This window comes from Exiguobacterium sp. s123, assembly GCF_018617075.1.
Taxonomy (GTDB): Bacteria; Bacillota; Bacilli; order Exiguobacteriales; family Exiguobacteriaceae; genus Exiguobacterium; species Exiguobacterium profundum.
Window position 1 is genome coordinate 81529 of the sequence record NZ_JACSJL010000005.1, and the last position, 15218, is coordinate 96746.

Annotated in this window: 15 protein-coding genes; 8 read left to right on the forward strand and 7 right to left on the reverse strand. The window is 48.0% G+C overall.

Translation table 11 applies throughout. From position 1 onward, the window contains the following. Positions 1 to 22: 22 nt before the first annotated feature. Positions 23 to 1480, forward strand: a complete 1458-nt coding sequence (locus tag KNO72_RS10035) for a UDP-N-acetylmuramoyl-L-alanyl-D-glutamate--2,6-diaminopimelate ligase (RefSeq protein WP_214758050.1) — start codon at positions 23 to 25, stop codon at positions 1478 to 1480. Between the two features lie 96 nt (positions 1481 to 1576). Continuing rightward, positions 1577 to 1921, forward strand: coding sequence for a YflT domain-containing protein (locus tag KNO72_RS10040; RefSeq protein ID WP_012727532.1), 345 nt, complete (start codon positions 1577 to 1579; stop codon positions 1919 to 1921). 67 nt (positions 1922 to 1988) lie between these two features. Here KNO72_RS10040 and KNO72_RS10045 read toward each other — a convergent pair whose 3' ends face one another. Then, positions 1989 to 2981: an MDR family oxidoreductase gene (locus tag KNO72_RS10045; RefSeq protein ID WP_214758052.1), complete on the reverse strand. Its 993-nt coding sequence runs from the start codon at positions 2979 to 2981 to the stop codon at positions 1989 to 1991. Positions 2982 to 3124: 143 nt separating this feature from the next. Between KNO72_RS10045 and KNO72_RS10050 the strand changes: the two genes are divergently transcribed. Next, positions 3125 to 3547, forward strand: coding sequence for a hypothetical protein (locus KNO72_RS10050; RefSeq protein ID WP_012727530.1), 423 nt, complete (start codon positions 3125 to 3127; stop codon positions 3545 to 3547). An 18-nt stretch (positions 3548 to 3565) separates the two neighbouring features. On the opposite strand, the gene KNO72_RS10055 is transcribed toward KNO72_RS10050, so the two are convergent. The 4 genes from KNO72_RS10055 to KNO72_RS10070 all read right to left on the reverse strand — a co-directional run bounded on the left by KNO72_RS10055 (position 3566) and on the right by KNO72_RS10070 (position 5979). Beyond that, a complete protein-coding gene (locus KNO72_RS10055; protein WP_078147783.1) occupies positions 3566 to 3775 on the reverse strand; it encodes a hypothetical protein in 210 nt (69 codons plus the stop codon). A gap of 82 nt (positions 3776 to 3857) precedes the next feature. Then, positions 3858 to 4565, reverse strand: coding sequence for an SDR family NAD(P)-dependent oxidoreductase (locus KNO72_RS10060; RefSeq protein ID WP_078147782.1), 708 nt, complete (start codon positions 4563 to 4565; stop codon positions 3858 to 3860). Positions 4566 to 4576: 11 nt separating this feature from the next. Continuing rightward, complete coding sequence (locus KNO72_RS10065; protein ID WP_074035497.1) at positions 4577 to 4966, reverse strand: GNAT family N-acetyltransferase; 390 nt, start codon at positions 4964 to 4966, stop codon at positions 4577 to 4579. Continuing rightward, positions 4963 to 5979 (reverse strand): serine hydrolase domain-containing protein, encoded by a 1017-nt coding sequence (locus KNO72_RS10070; RefSeq protein ID WP_214758054.1) that lies wholly within the window; start codon positions 5977 to 5979, stop codon positions 4963 to 4965. The genes KNO72_RS10065 and KNO72_RS10070 overlap by 4 nt, the downstream gene beginning before the upstream one ends. Positions 5980 to 6151: 172 nt before the next feature. Between KNO72_RS10070 and KNO72_RS10075 the strand changes: the two genes are divergently transcribed. Beyond that, positions 6152 to 7051 carry a GGDEF domain-containing protein gene (locus KNO72_RS10075; RefSeq protein WP_214685277.1) on the forward strand — a complete coding sequence of 300 codons (900 nt, stop codon included), beginning with the start codon at positions 6152 to 6154 and terminating at the stop codon, positions 7049 to 7051. 20 nt (positions 7052 to 7071) lie between these two features. On the opposite strand, the gene KNO72_RS10080 is transcribed toward KNO72_RS10075, so the two are convergent. Beyond that, complete coding sequence (locus KNO72_RS10080) at positions 7072 to 8850, reverse strand: solute:sodium symporter family transporter (RefSeq protein WP_214758056.1); 1779 nt, start codon at positions 8848 to 8850, stop codon at positions 7072 to 7074. A 182-nt stretch (positions 8851 to 9032) separates the two neighbouring features. Here KNO72_RS10080 and KNO72_RS10085 point away from each other — a divergent pair, with 182 nt between their 5' ends. Next, positions 9033 to 9662 (forward strand): hypothetical protein, encoded by a 630-nt coding sequence (locus tag KNO72_RS10085; RefSeq protein ID WP_078147778.1) that lies wholly within the window; start codon positions 9033 to 9035, stop codon positions 9660 to 9662. A gap of 55 nt (positions 9663 to 9717) precedes the next feature. Here the strand turns inward: KNO72_RS10085 and mgtE are convergent, their stop codons facing one another. Next, positions 9718 to 11076, reverse strand: coding sequence for a magnesium transporter (gene mgtE / locus KNO72_RS10090; RefSeq protein WP_214758058.1), 1359 nt, complete (start codon positions 11074 to 11076; stop codon positions 9718 to 9720). A gap of 323 nt (positions 11077 to 11399) precedes the next feature. Between mgtE and arcA the strand changes: the two genes are divergently transcribed. From arcA to arcD, 3 genes are read left to right on the forward strand one after another with little or no spacing between them, the layout of a single operon-like run. Beyond that, the gene (gene arcA / locus KNO72_RS10095; RefSeq protein WP_031422019.1) at positions 11400 to 12629 is read left to right on the forward strand and encodes an arginine deiminase; all 1230 of its coding nucleotides are present in this window, start codon (positions 11400 to 11402) and stop codon (positions 12627 to 12629) included. Between the two features lie 21 nt (positions 12630 to 12650). Then, a complete protein-coding gene (gene argF / locus KNO72_RS10100; RefSeq protein WP_214758060.1) occupies positions 12651 to 13679 on the forward strand; it encodes an ornithine carbamoyltransferase in 1029 nt (342 codons plus the stop codon). 52 nt (positions 13680 to 13731) lie between these two features. Continuing rightward, a complete protein-coding gene (gene arcD, locus KNO72_RS10105) occupies positions 13732 to 15207 on the forward strand; it encodes an arginine-ornithine antiporter (protein ID WP_078147775.1) in 1476 nt (491 codons plus the stop codon). Positions 15208 to 15218 lie beyond the last annotated feature (11 nt).

A 15218-nucleotide genomic window follows, 5' to 3' on the forward strand; every position in this document is an offset into this window, starting at 1 on the left:
CATGAGAAAGGACGTACACAGCATGAGAACGAAACGTTTATCCGCCATTTTACAAAATGAGATGGATGACATTTTTGATCCATGGGTGACCGGAGTCGAAACCGATTCCAGGAAGGTCAGTTCAGGGAATGTCTTTATTTGCATTCGCGGCTATACGGTTGACGGTCATAAGTTCGCAGAAGACGCCGTCGCCAACGGTGCGAGTGCGGTCATCTCAGAGTATCCACTCGATCTCGATGTACCGAATGTGGTTGTTGCCGATACAAAACAGACGGCAGGAGCGGTTGCGAGTGTATTTTATGACCACCCCTCTCATCGGATGCGTATATACGGTGTGACAGGGACGAATGGAAAAACTACGACGGCGACATTGACTTATGATTTGTTGCGTCTTTCAGGACGTCGTGTCGGAATCGTTAGTACGATTGGCGCGCGTTTTCATAATCAAACGGTTGAGACAGCCAATACGACACCAGAAGCCGTCGTCTTACATCGCATCTTAGCAGAGATGGTCGATGCAGGCGTCACGGATTGCGTACTCGAGGTATCATCGCATGCCTTGATGGAAGGTCGCGTAGCGGGCATCCACTTTCATGCGGCCGCGTTTACGAATTTGACGCATGATCATTTGGACTACCATCGTTCGATGGATGAGTATGCCCGGGCAAAAGCGCGATTGTTTGAACAGGTGGAAGTGACGAACGGTGAGGCGATTGTGTTAAATGCGGAAGATCCGGCTAGTCATGTCATGGCTGAGTTTGCGCCGACACGTCAAGCCATTATGTATAGTACAAAAGAGGAAATCGAAGCCGACATCCAAGTGATTTGGCGTGAAGAGACGGTACTCGTCAGGATGAAGGAGTTCAAGCTCGAAGTGCCCGTTCGGTTCATGGGGGCGTTCAATGCGGCGAACTTAGCAGCGGCAATCGGACTTGTGTCGACTTCCGATATGGCGCTACGGACCATTGTTTCAAATGTTCCAGGACTCACCTTGCCAAAAGGGCGGTTGGAGCGTTTAGCTACAGAGGATGCTGAGATTTATATCGACTATGCCCACACACCAGACGGGCTAGAGAAATGTTTGTCTACATTGCAACAAGACGACCGTGCACTTGTCGTCGTGTTAAGTGCGGCAGGAGACCGTGATCCTACGAAACGTCAAGATATGGGACGTATCGCAAGTCGCTATTCGAATGAGGTGATTGTCACCGTACATGATGTCCGCATGGAAGACCCAAAACAAATCATTCGTGATTTAGTAAAAGGTATCCAACCGGATGTGAAGTATGTGACGTTTGAAGCAAGGGAAGAGGCCCTTCGACATGCGGCCACGCAAGCGTTAGAAGGAAAGCGTGTCGTGGTTGTCGGAAAAGGACATGACCACATTGAACGAATCGGTCGACAGTCGATTCCATTTAATGAATCAAACATTTTATTGGAAGAATTGAAAAAACGAAAAGGCCAAGAGCCCGCCGTTTAACAAAACGATGACGTTTGTCATCGTTTTTTAATGTGTGAAGAATGTGAAGGAAGGTAATACCTAGTAATGTAGTAGAATTGAAGGAGGAGAATAGACATGTCAGTTTTGTACAAAGAATTTACAAATGATGAAGAAGTCGTCACCGCCGTTCAATCGATGAAAACAAATGGGATTGATGAATCCAACATCTACGTCATCACACATGACGATGATCGGAGTAAACGTGTCGCGGATAATGCCGATGCGAACACCGTCTCGGCAAGTGACGTCGGTTTGGGGACAGCCGCCAAAAATGTGTTCCGCAAAAAAGGAGACGAACTGCGAGCCGATTTTCAAGAGCTCGGCTTCACAAAAGAAGAATCAGAGCGTCTCGAAGAGAAGTTAGATCAAGGCAAAGTACTCGTCGTCGTGAAAGACGCACCTGCCGGATTCACTATCTGATTCCACACCATGGAGAATAGAGAGGAAAGAGGCTGAATCGTGAATGATTCAGCCTCTTTTGATGGACTTAGCGAAGACGGACGACGGTGCGACCACTCAATTCACCACGCATCATCGCTTCGGCGTGGCGAGGGACGTCGTGTAACGGAATCTCATGGATCATCTCATTGAGAACTTTCGGATCGATGAGTTCTTCGAGACGTTCCCATGCGTTCGTACGACGAACCATGGGTTGCATGACCGAATCGATGCCGATGAGCTTCACGCCGCGTAAGATAAACGGATAGACGCTCGTTGGCAATTCGGCGCCTCCGACGAGACCGCATGCGGCGACAGCACCTTCATATCGTATCTGACTCAAGATGTTGGCGAGTGTATTTCCACCGACCGAATCAATGGCAGCATCGAAACGTTGCTTGGCGAGGGGACGGGCAGGTCCTTCTAATTCGCTTCGATCGATGATCGTCTCGACACCGAGTGAGCGTAAGTATGGTGAATCTGTTTTACCAGTGGAAGCGACGACATGGTAGCCGAGACGACGAAGTAACGTAATCGCGAAGCTTCCGACACCACCTGTCGCGCCTGTGACGAGTACTTCTTCACCCGGACGCACACCTGCGTGTTCGAGTGCATCAATGGAAAGCATGGCGGTAAGTCCTGGTGTTCCGATGGCGATCGCATCCCGCATGCTCAATCCTTTCGGTAACTTCACGAGCCATTTCCCCGGCACTTGCGCATACTGGCTAAATCCACCGAAGTGCCGTTCCCCAATCCCGAAACCAGTAGCGATCACCTCGTCGCCAACTTTGATGTCGAGGTAGTCTGATTCGACGACAGTTCCAACGAATTCGCATCCCGGAATGAACGGATAGCGATTGACGATTTTACCAGAAGTCGTTAATCCGAGCGCGTCTTTATAGTTCAACGCAGAGTAGTGAACTTCCACTAACACATTTCCGTCCTCTTCTTTCGGAAGGACATCGGCTTGTACTTCTTTTACTTCGGCATGAAGGCGTTCCTCGTGCTGGTCGAGCACGAGTGCTTGGAATGATTCATTCATCTGCTTAACCTCTTTTCCTATGGATGTCTTCACTCTAACAGTCTTTCCCTCACAAAATGAAATATATGCACGAATCTTTAGGGGGAAACGGGTAGAGAGTGGTACAATAGAGGGGATTCAAATTGCGTAAGGAGGAATGTAGTATGCGGCACGATGACTATGAGTTTGACGATGTAGAAGTAGAAGAAGGCGAATTGTTCAACGTATACGATATTCTCCCACCGGACGGGACGATCCTGGAGATGGCGACAGCTGAGGAAATGGTTCGAGCGGCCGAATTAGAAGCGAAGCATCATGCGCTTCAACGGCTCCAAGATTCAAACTTCCAGTTAACAGGCGTGTCGTTCAAAGAACTTCTGACAGAATTTGAACAGTATGAGCAAGAGTCAATGGAGTTCTGGACAGGTGTCTATAACCGGTTACGCATTCCTTGGGCGTGGACGATTCGAATCGATGTGGCCAATGGTCCGATTCATGTCGTGAACGATCGCGATATCTTTATTGATGAAGACGACTTCGAAGAATACGATGTTGATGATCTATTAGAGGAATACGAAGAAGATTGAATCAAAAACGTCTTTCCCTCATTCAGATGGGAGAGACGTTTTTTTGTCGTGGAGCAGGTCGTGACGAATCCGACTGAGTTCAGTCGCTCCAAATAATAAGCCGACACTACATAAAATTGAGACACCACTCACCATCGCCCCGACGACGGCGGTATCTCCAATCATTGTGAATGACATGGTGAGGCTGAACAGTCCAAATAGCAGTAATCCTCCAGCAATGGTTTTCATAAAATTCACCCTTTCACGTATCTATGCATGTAGTGTAGACGGTTTGACGAGAGAAGGGTGTTTCTTTTTTTGACCTGGTAAATTATTTAATCAAGTCGTAAATCGAATAGGTCTTGCCATTTTCTAGGGGGCGGTCAATTAACTGTTCAGCAAATACACGAGCAACCGTTTCAGGAGAGCGGAGTCGTCCTTCTGTTTCGTATGAACGGAATTGTTCAAGGTCAGCGAACGCCTCTTTCGAAGAAGAACGAATCTCCGCCTGCATCGACGTATCCATCACACCTGGATTGAATAGAGCTGCACGATGTGAGGTTCCTTCTAGCTCTAGTGCAAGTGTCTCTGTGAAATGATCGAGTCCTGCTTTCGTGCCACAATATGCGCTCCAACCTGAGATCGGACGCTTAGCAGCGCCAGAGGTCACATGAATCAAATCGGTCGGCTTGTTGAAAGCGAGGACCGCATTCGCCAATAGCATCGGCGCAAGCAGGTTGGCGTGGACATGAGCGGTCACTTTCTCACCATCTAATTGTCCGACACGATGAATCGGTTCAATCCATGCTGCATTTTGAACGAGCAAAACCGAATCAGCCCGCTCTAGAAACGGTGTGATCTCCCGAATGACTGCATCAATCCCCGAAACGTTTGATAGGTCGACTGATCGTTGCTGATACGTAACGTCTTCCGCCTGTGAGCGAGAGAGCCCGACCACCTCGTAATCTCTAGCTTGTAGTTCCTGAGCGATGGAACGGCCGAGACCACGCGATGCGCCTGTGATGAGAGCAAGTTTCATATACATTCCTCCTATTCGTGAATCGTTTTCCGAAAACCGTAGAACGGACGAAACCGTAATTTCTCGTAATATGTGTGGGAATTTTGACTTGCGAGCATCTCAAGCCGTGTGTCTGGATAAAGTGTATGGACGTGTTGGAGTAACTGTTCGCCAAGACCACGTCTACGATATGTAGAAGCGACCAACAGTTCACAAACATACAAACTGACTGTCGTATCAGTCAATCCGCGCAAATAAGCGACAATCTTTCCATTTTCAGACTCCATCACATAGGTGACGTTTGATTGACGCCATGCCTCACGGGTCAACGCGTCACGTTCTACCAATTGGCTCCAACCTTCATCGCGATTAAGTTGTTGAATCGAGTCAAAGTCTGATTCCATATAAGTACGAATGTTCATTCAATCCGTTCTCCAATCTGCATTTCAATCTGTTTCATGACGTCGAACGCCCCATCTGATTGATTTGAACAAATGACCGAGATGGTATCGATTTCTGGATAGTAACCAGAATGGAAACTGATACCAGGGTCATAGCCCATCACGTGATATTTATAGACATCTCTCGATGCGTGATGTTGAATCCAAAGTCCGTATCCATAACTCCCGCCGCGGTCATTAACCGTCACGTGTGGTGTCAAAAGAAGCGACGTAGAAGCGGTATCAAGAAGCTGATGTGAAAACAGCGATTTCCAAAATTTAGTCATGTCTTGAGCGGTCACATACGCGCCACCATCTGCTCCTCCTTTGATCGGAATCGCATATTGGTTTGTACGCCACGTGCCGTCCGAGTTGTCGATATAACCGAGCGCTGTTTTAGCAGGCAAGGCATCGAGTGAAAAGTATCCGGAAGCGGTCATACCGGCAGGCTGAAAAATCGATTGTTCGACGTAATCGGTGAAAGATTGTCCGGTCACTTCCTCGATAATCAACCCTAACAAAATATACCCCGCATTATTGTAGGAGAATCGAGAACCCGGTTCGTCCTTCATGGTTTTTTGTTGAAACAGTGGTAGAAAATCACGTAACTGTTGAAGTCGATACATCGGAATATCACGCCATAACGCTTCGAAGTCATCAGAGACGGATTCATCAAAATAGTCAGGGATTCCCGACGTGTGCGTCAACAGTTGATGCACCGTGACGTTTGGTGACAGATGAGGTAAGGCGAATGTTTGAAATGAGCCAAGCGTGGTGGAGAAGGATAGTTTCCCTTGCTCGACTAACTGGCAAATCGCGATTGCTGTAAACAACTTGCAACCGGACGCGATCCCGAACCGTGTCGTCACGTCATGTTGAATCTGTTCTGAGCGATTCGCATAGCCGTAAGACTGGTGGATTGATCCGTTTCGATTGGTGAGCAAATAGACACCCGAAAATGTCTCGTCAATCGATGGATGTTTGAAATGTGGCATGAGAAACCTCCATGTATTGAGTGATTCAATAAGTCGACTATATCATGTCCATCACAATCTCTCTAAAATTTACTCAATTTTCAAAAAAACATTTACCAAATAACAGGAATTGAGACAGGTGTCTGACCTCGAACGTGGTACGATATGGGCGAACAGAGAGGAAGTGGATTCAATGACGTTATTCTTCTGGGGGGTACTCGTTGGATTTTTGATTGCCTTGTGGCTATCCAAACGTCCACAGCCACATGCACAGTCTCTTTCGTTTATGCATTTCGGGAATCAAACGAAAGATGTCATTTATATTTTTGAAACGAAACCGACTTGGCGTTTCCGATACATCAGTCCTTCTTTAGACTTATATCTCGGAGAAGGAACGGTGATGCGAAGTTATTCAGATGCACAAGATTGTTTTCGGAGAATCCATCCGGATGATCGACGTCTCCTGCTCGATAAAGTGGCGGGACGCGTCAACTATGAAGAAGCGATTCTTCAGCGATGGCGCACGAATGACGGCACTTATGTATGGTTCGAGGAATACACGACGCCAATCTATGAGAATGATGAAATCGTAGCGGTTCAAGGTGTGATTCGGAACATCGAGGCAGCCATGACCGAGCGTGAACGTCTCATGTATGAAAGTCGCCACGATAGCTTGACCGGTGTCTTCAATCGTCGAGCGTTTGAAGAAACGATTGCTCAAGCCGAAAATGCGTGTAACGTCGGAATCATCGTGCTGGATGTGAACGATTTGAAAGTCGTGAACGACATGGAAGGGCATTCTGCTGGTGACGATTTGTTGAAACGGGTCGGGAAGATTCTTCAGGGAATTGAATCATCCGTGTATCGTTTAGGGGGAGATGAGTTCGTCTTGTTTCTAGAGATGATGCCTCGCGATGCATGTGAACGAATGGTTCGTCAAATCGAAGCGGCTTGTCAAAAAGAATCGATTTCTGTCGCCATCGGGTTGGCGTGGGCATCTTGTCCAGAAACGATTGAGGCGCTTTGGCAACGTGCGGACGATGCCATGTATGAACGGAAGCGACAACAAAAAGTAGACCTCTTTGACGTGTAAGTTCAAGGAGGTCTATTGGTTTAGCTGCTTTGTTCTTCTACATCGGACGGCTCTTCACCCAAATTGTTTAAATAGCGTTCATAACGAGAAATACCATAGCGGTAAGATGCCCAGATGAGCCCGGACGTTATGACGACAAGTCCCACTGTCAGTGGAGCAAACCATTTGGAGACGATGCCGTTCGCATAAGCGAGTCCGATTGGCGAGAAGACAAGATAAACGAAAATCATCGAAGCGACGAGTAAAATCGATGTCGAAAGGGCATGCCGCCACGGTTTGACTCGTCCGAGTTCGATTTGAATCGGATTTGCTTGCAGCATCGGTCGTACACGCGCAAATACGAGCATGATTCCCGTTTCGATGACGAAGAGGATTCCGTAAATATGGATAAAGTTGATGCCGATTTCGACGTCGAACCATTGTTTCGTTCCCCACACGAGGAAATAGTAGGCGATGACGTGGAAAAAGACGACGGTCTTCGCGGCGATTGGCGGCACACGTTTAACAAGCATCCCGATTAAAACGATGACGAGAATCGGGATGTTGAAGAAACCGGTGAAGCGACGAATCAAGTCCCACAAGCCATCTGGCGCATACATAAGATTCGGGGCGACAAAGAACGAGACGAGTGCAACGAACGTCCCGAACCATTTGCTGACGCGAATCAAATCTTGGTCAGAAGCATCCGGTTTAAACTTCGGTTTGTAAATGTCGAGTACGAAGAGCGTCGCGATACTATTCAAGAGCGAGTTGAACGAGCTGAATACGGCACCGAGCAAGACGGCGAGGAAAAAGCCCATGAGCCACATCGGTAACAGCTCGGCAATCAAACTCGGATAAGCGAGGTCTGCCTTCTCGACGTTCGACCCGTACAAGTGAAACGCGATGACGCCAGGTAACAACATGAAGATTGGAACGAGTAATTTCAAGTAGCCGGTAAAGAGAACGCCTTTTTGTCCTTCCGCTAAGTTTTTTGCACCGAGGGCCCGTTGAATCACGTATTGATTCAGTGCCCAATAGAACAAGTTCGCAAAAATCATTCCGGTGAAAATGGAGAGAAACGGGACCGAGTCGTTAGCGGAACCGATGGCGTTCAACTTTTCGGGATTCGTCGTCGCAATCGTCTTCATCCCGTCCAATAAATTCCCGTCCCCTAGTGCGAGAAAGCCTAGTGTCGGAACGAGGAATCCAATAATGATGAGTCCGATCCCGTTCAACGTGTCCGATACGGCAACGGCACGAAGACCTCCGAAGATGGCATAAATCGCCCCGATAATCCCAATGAACCAAACGACGAGCCAAAGGGACTGCTCAAAGCTAATGCCGAGAAGGGCCGGCACATCGAACAGTTGCAGGACGGCTAATCCACCTGAGTACAGCATAGATGGAATCGTGACGCACATATAGCCGAGTAGAAATAACAGGACGGTCAATCGACGAACGTCCTCGTCATAGCGTTGACTTAAAAATTCAGGAATAGTCGAAATCCCGATGCCAAGAAAGCGTGGCAACAAAAAGAGCGCCATGATGATGGCGGCGATACCGGCCGTCACTTCCCAAGCCATGGCCGACATGTTGCCGGCGAACGATTGGCCATTCAAGCCAATCAATTGTTCCGCTGACAAGTTGGTCAACAGGAGCGATCCCGCGATGAAGACGCCTGTTAGACCGCGACCGGCCAAGAAGTAATCGTCGGCGCTTTCGACTTTTCCTTTCGTCATGCGATACGAGACGTAAGCGACGAGCGCCATGAACAGGGCACCGGTCACGAGTATGTAGAGTACTTGTTGAAATGTCATGAAATCCCCTCATTCCTTACTTATGTTTTATATGTATTTGTAGGAAATACCCTAAATTATAAGAAGGTAGTCCTATTGTTTTGATCGAATCATACAGAAACCATGAACGTGGGGACGATTGCGTACTTGTCGTACGAGAGTAGAAAATCGATGAGGATGGATGGACCGATGGGAGGGACCTCGTGAAGAAGTGGATGATTGGAATGTTATCTGTTGTAGTGATAGCAGGTTATATCATGTTTAGCGAAATGCTGAAAGAAGAAAACACGAGTGATTTGGCTGTGACCGAAAGCTTCCGACACATAGACGATTTAGCTACAAGCTCGCCGATTGTCATCGTCGGCAAAGTGAGAAGTGCTCCTAAACCGTTTACACATCAATCGGTCACATTCTTTGAATCACACATTCAAGTGCAGCGTGTCTATCGAGACGTGAATGGTCAACTGAAGTCAGCCGATACGATCACCCTTTTACAAAATGATATGGAAGAAGACCCGCTCGTCAAACGAGACGAGACCGTTTTGCTGTATTTACAAAGATATGAAGGACCCGTGATGGAGAATGCATATCGGATTGTCGGTCTACAACTGGGACATTTCAAAGTGAATCGGACAGGGACACTGACTTCGGTAGGAAAACCTAACCTTTATCAAGAAAGCGGGCTCAGTGCTGACTTGAGCAAACTAGAGACATCATTGAAAGACAATCCTTATGTGGAAGAAAGAAACGAAGTGATGACGGATGAGGAAATCGAGGCTTTCAATGAAAATGAAGAGCGTTTGTTAGAGGAATCTCAACAACATAGCGAGTAAAAGCGGTGCTGACAAAATCAGCACCGCTTTTTATAATCGAATGTTCTTTCGAATGTCAAAAAAACTGAAGCATAGACGTCGCAACCGTGAAGTAGATGATGAGCCCTAGGTTGTCCATCAATGTCGTGATGAACGGTCCGGAAGCGACAGCCGGGTCTAACTTCAGGAGATTGATGAGAAGCGGGACAACCGTGCCGATCATTGTGGCGACACTGAGTGCGGCAAAGATGGAAACTCCGACAATGAAACCGATCAGCATGTTGTCATACAGCAGCGTGATGACGCCAAAGATGACAATCATACACGCAATCCCTAAGATGATGCCGGTTCCGAGTTCGCGTCGAATCATCTTCATAACGTTCTTTCGATTGATGGTCCCGAGTGCAATTGAGCGCACAGCGACGACGAGTGATTGCGTGGCTGCGTTCCCGGCAGAGCCCATGACAAGTGGCATGAAGACAGCGAGAAGCACAATCGTTTCGAGGGTGTCTTCGAAACCGCCAATCGTCGAAGCTGTAATCATGCCGAGAAACATGAGGCTGACAATCCAAGGGGCACGTTTTTTCGCTGCTTCAAGCGGACTCATGTTGATATCAGACGAACCTTTCGTCGCGGAGAGTTCTTCAAAGTCTTCTGTCGTTTCGCGCTCGATGACATCTAATATATCATCGACCGTGATGATGCCAAGTAGCTTTTGCTGATCATCGATAACGGGAAGGGCCAACAAATCGTACTTCTGGACAATCCTGGCCAAGTCTTCCTGGTCGGTCATGACGTTTGCCGAAATGACGCGGAACCCCATGATGTCTTCAATTTTCGCCTCGAGCGGTGCGACAATTAAATCACGTAAGGAGACAACACCAACCAGTTGGTGCGCTTGGTCGACCACATATAAGTAATAAATCGTTTCGGCATCTGGTCCGAGTTCACGCAACTCTTCAAGGGTCAGTCCAACCGTCTTATCAGCTTGAAGGACGACAAACTCAGTTGTCATGAGCGATCCGGCCGTTTCTTCCGGATACTGCATCAAATCTTTGACTTCTTGTTCCTCAATATCATCCATCTGCTCGAATAGCGTGTCCATGAACGCATCGGGTAGTTCCCGCATCAAGTCGGCCGCGTTGTCCGAATACATTTCATTCAAGATTCGGACGGCATACGACTGAGGTGTTTCTTGGATAAATGTACATTGTTCCTCTAACGTCAGCTTTTCAAATAGATCGGTGAATACCTCAGGGGAGATGGTTCGATACACGAACGACCGCTCATGTTGATTTAGTTCGATAAAATGATCCGCCTGTTCACCCGGGTGAAGGGAGAGAAAGAGATCTTGAAAATCGACCGGGTCTCCCTTTTGAATCAATGTACGAAGCGCTGCTTCATGTTCGTTGTATTCCGTTTCTTCAATTTTCATATGCTCACATCCTGATCTCTCACGTTTTCAATTTCATTTACGGTGAATAAAAAAAAGTTTTCTACATTTTTTAGGGCGATACTATACATCAGCCATACATCTTATTTCCCTTTGCCATCGTCCTGATTTCTAGAGCATTGTTTGTTCATTCACATGAGTGAACATTTATTCATATCAATGCGGAATCGGCAACAGGTGAACTGTCGGATTAGACATTCGCAAATTTGGTAAAGTGATAAGGTAAGGGTAGTCACACACCCGAATCACAAGGAGGAAGCGAGATGATCTCAATGACGAATCAACCGATTTCACAAGATACGACGCTGAAACATCCGATTCATGTGTATTCAGAAATTGGAGAATTAAAAACGGTATTACTGAAGCGACCGGGTCGGGAGTTAGAGAACCTTACTCCAGAATATTTAGAGCGCCTCTTGTTCGATGATATTCCCCATTTGCCGGTCATTCAAAAAGAGCACGATTATTTTGCGAGTGCGCTTCAAAATCGTGGTGTGGAAGTCCTTTACCTCGAAAAACTAATGGCCGAAACGTTATCACTCCCTGGTGTGCGCGAAAAGTTTGTCGCGGATATCTTATCGGAGTCCAAATCAAATATCAACGGTTCTTACGAAACATTAAAAGAGTATTTACTCGATTTTGATAACGAAATGTTGATAGAGACGGTGATGGCCGGTATCCGGAAATCGGAGATCAAGCCAGAAAAACGCCGACATCTGCATGAAATGATTGAAGACACGTACCCCTTCTTTTTGGATCCAATGCCAAACCTCTACTTTACACGAGACCCGGCCGCTGCAATCGGTCACGGACTCTCCATCAACCGCATGAAAGAACCGGCACGTCGCCGTGAATCGCTCTTCACGCAATACATTATGCGCTATCACCCACGCTTTGCGAAACATGATGTTCCCATCTGGTCGGACCGTGATTATCGGTTTGCGATGGAAGGGGGAGACGAACTCGTCTTGTCGAAAGAAGTCGTCGCCATCGGCATCTCGGAACGGACGACCGCGCAAGGCATCGAGCGTGTCGCCCTCAACCTACTCAAGCATGGAGACAGCTTCAAAAAAGTCATCGCCATCGAAATTCCAAAATCACGCGCCTTCATGCATCTTGATACCGTCTTCACGATGGTCGATCATGATAAATTCACCATCCATCCGTTCATTCAAGGACCGGAAGGGAAGATGAACATTTTCGAGCTCACGTTAAACGCGGAAGGTGAACTTCAGATTGCCCAGCACTCGGATTTGTTGAAGGTGTTAAAAGACGTCCTCGGCTTACAAGAGGCGACGTTGATTCCTTGTGGTGGTGGCGATCCAATTGCGGCAGCCCGAGAACAATGGAATGATGGATCGAACACGCTCGCCATCGCGCCGGGTGTCGTGGTCACGTATGACCGAAACTATGTCTCGAATGAGTTACTTCGTAAAGAAGGCGTCGAAGTGATTGAAATCATGTCGAGTGAACTATCACGCGGACGTGGGGGTCCACGTTGCATGAGCTGTCCGATTATCCGACAAGACATCTAAATGTGATAAGGAGGAAGCAGTATGTCTACAACGTTCAATTTTGATTTGAAAGGTCGTCATTTTTTATCGCTAAACGAGTTTTCGGGTGAAGAAATCAACTACTTGATCGATTTGTCTGCTGCATTCAAACGTCAGAAAAAACAAGGTGTTCCACATCGGATTTGTGAAGGTAAAAACATTGCCTTGCTCTTTGAAAAACCATCGACGCGGACGCGTTGTGCGTTCACGGTCGCTGCCATCGATTTAGGGATGCATCCCGAATATTTAGGCAAAAATGACATCCAGTTCGGGAAGAAAGAATCGGTGCGCGATACCGCGATCGTCCTTGGACGCATGTTTGACGGCATTCAGTTCCGTGGCTTCGCCCACGAGACGGTCGAAGGTCTTGCGAAAGACGCAGGCGTACCGGTATGGAACGGCTTGACCGACTTGTATCACCCGACCCAAATCTTGGCTGACTTTTTGACGGTGAAAGAACAAAAAGGAGAACTTGCCGGAATCAAATTCGTATACGTGGGCGACGGACGGAACAACATGGGCAACACGCTGTTGATCGGTGGTGCAAAAGTAGGAATGGATATGCGGATCTGTGCACCGAAATCGCTCTGGCCATCTGACGAAATCGTGAACTATGCGAAGTCGGTCGCTGCTGAAACCGGTGCTGTGATCACCTTGACGGAGAGCATTGAGGAAGCGATGGATCAAGCGGACATCGTCTACACGGATGTCTGGGTATCGATGGGCGAGGAAGCGGCATTCGCAGAACGGATTGAACTGTTGCGACCATATCAAGTGAACATGGACATGCTTCAAAAGAGTGGCAATCCAGACATCATGTTCTTACATTGCCTCCCTGCCTTCCACGACTTAGAAACGGAAGTCGGTCGAGCGATTCACGAACAGTACGGTTTGACGGAAATGGAAGTGACCGATGAAGTGTTCCGCAGTCGTCATTCGTTCGTATTTGATGAGGCGGAAAACCGGATGCATACCATCAAGGCGGTAATGGCGGCGACGCTCACGGAGACACGCGAATGGCTTGATCGTTGACGAGGAGGGGATTCCCCCTCCCGGTTCAAAATAAGCGAAAGGGATGAGTAGAATGTCTACGAAGTTGGAGCATGACTCAGGTGGTTCGGCTGGAGTACATCCTGACAAGCAAGACAAGCGGTTAGGTCTCGGAGCGTTGACGGCACTTGTCGTCGGATCGATGATTGGTGGTGGCGCCTTTAACTTGGCTGCCGATTTGGCGCAAGGTGCGAATGCGGGTGCCATTCTCATCGGGTGGGTGATTACAGGGATCGGGATTATTGCGCTCGGTCTCAGCTTTCAAAATCTGACGATGCGCCGTCCTGATCTCGATGGTGGTGTATATAGCTATGCACGGGCAGGCTTTGGGTCGTTCGTCGGATTTAACTCGGCCTGGGGATATTGGTTGTCTGCCTGGCTCGGGAATGTGGCGTATGCCACACTGCTATTCAGTTCGGTCGGTTATTTCTTCCCGATTTTTGAAGGGGGACAGAATATCGCGTCGATCATTGGCGCATCAATTATGCTGTGGCTCGTGCATACCCTCATCTTACGTGGGGTACATGAGGCGTCGATGATCAACATCGTCACGACGATTGCCAAACTCGTCCCAATTTTTGCATTCATTACGATTACCTTGTTCTTCTTTAATCTCGAAAACTTCACCTTCGATTTTTGGGGACAAGGCGGTTTCTCGTGGGGAAGTGTGCGTGACCAAGTCGTTTCGACGATGCTCGTGACGCTTTGGGTCTTTATCGGTGTGGAAGGGGCCGTCGTTCTTTCTGGTCGTGCTCGGAAACGTTCGGACGTCGGGAAAGCAACCGTGATTGGGTTGCTCGGTACACTCGTCATTTATTTGCTCATTTCCATCATGTCGCTCGGTCTCATGACACCGGAAAACGTGGCGAACGCCTCGCAACCCGCGATGGCATATTTGCTCGAGTCGGCCGTCGGTCCGTGGGGTGCGATGCTCATCAACGGAGGGCTCGTCATCTCTGTCCTTGGCGCATGGCTCGGTTGGACGCTTTTAGCAGCTGAGATTCCATTCGTTGCCGCCAAAGATGGGGTCTTCCCGAAATGGTTCACGAAAGAGAATCAAAATCAGGCTCCCGTCAATGCCCTTTGGCTGACGAATGGGTTGATTCAGCTCTTCCTCTTCACATTCTTGATTTCAGATGCCGCATATAACTTTGCTTTTTCTCTCGCTTCGAGTGCGATTTTGATCCCATACGTGTTCTCGGCCTTTTATCAAGTGAAAGTGGCGAAGAACGGAATCGGATATAGTACCGGTGAACGAAAAACATGCGATTTAGCAATTGGATTGGTCGCCTCTGTTTATGGACTATGGCTCATTTACGCCGCTGGAATCGATTATTTACTTCTCACTACACTTTTATATGCACCGGGAACCCTTCTCTACATGAAGGCGCAACGTGAAAATGGCATCAAGTCACTCACTAAAACGGAATGGATGGTCGCCGGTGTGTTGACCGCACTCGCCATTTTCGCCGTCGTACGCATACTATCGGGTAATATTTCAGTCATCTGATCGGGGGTATG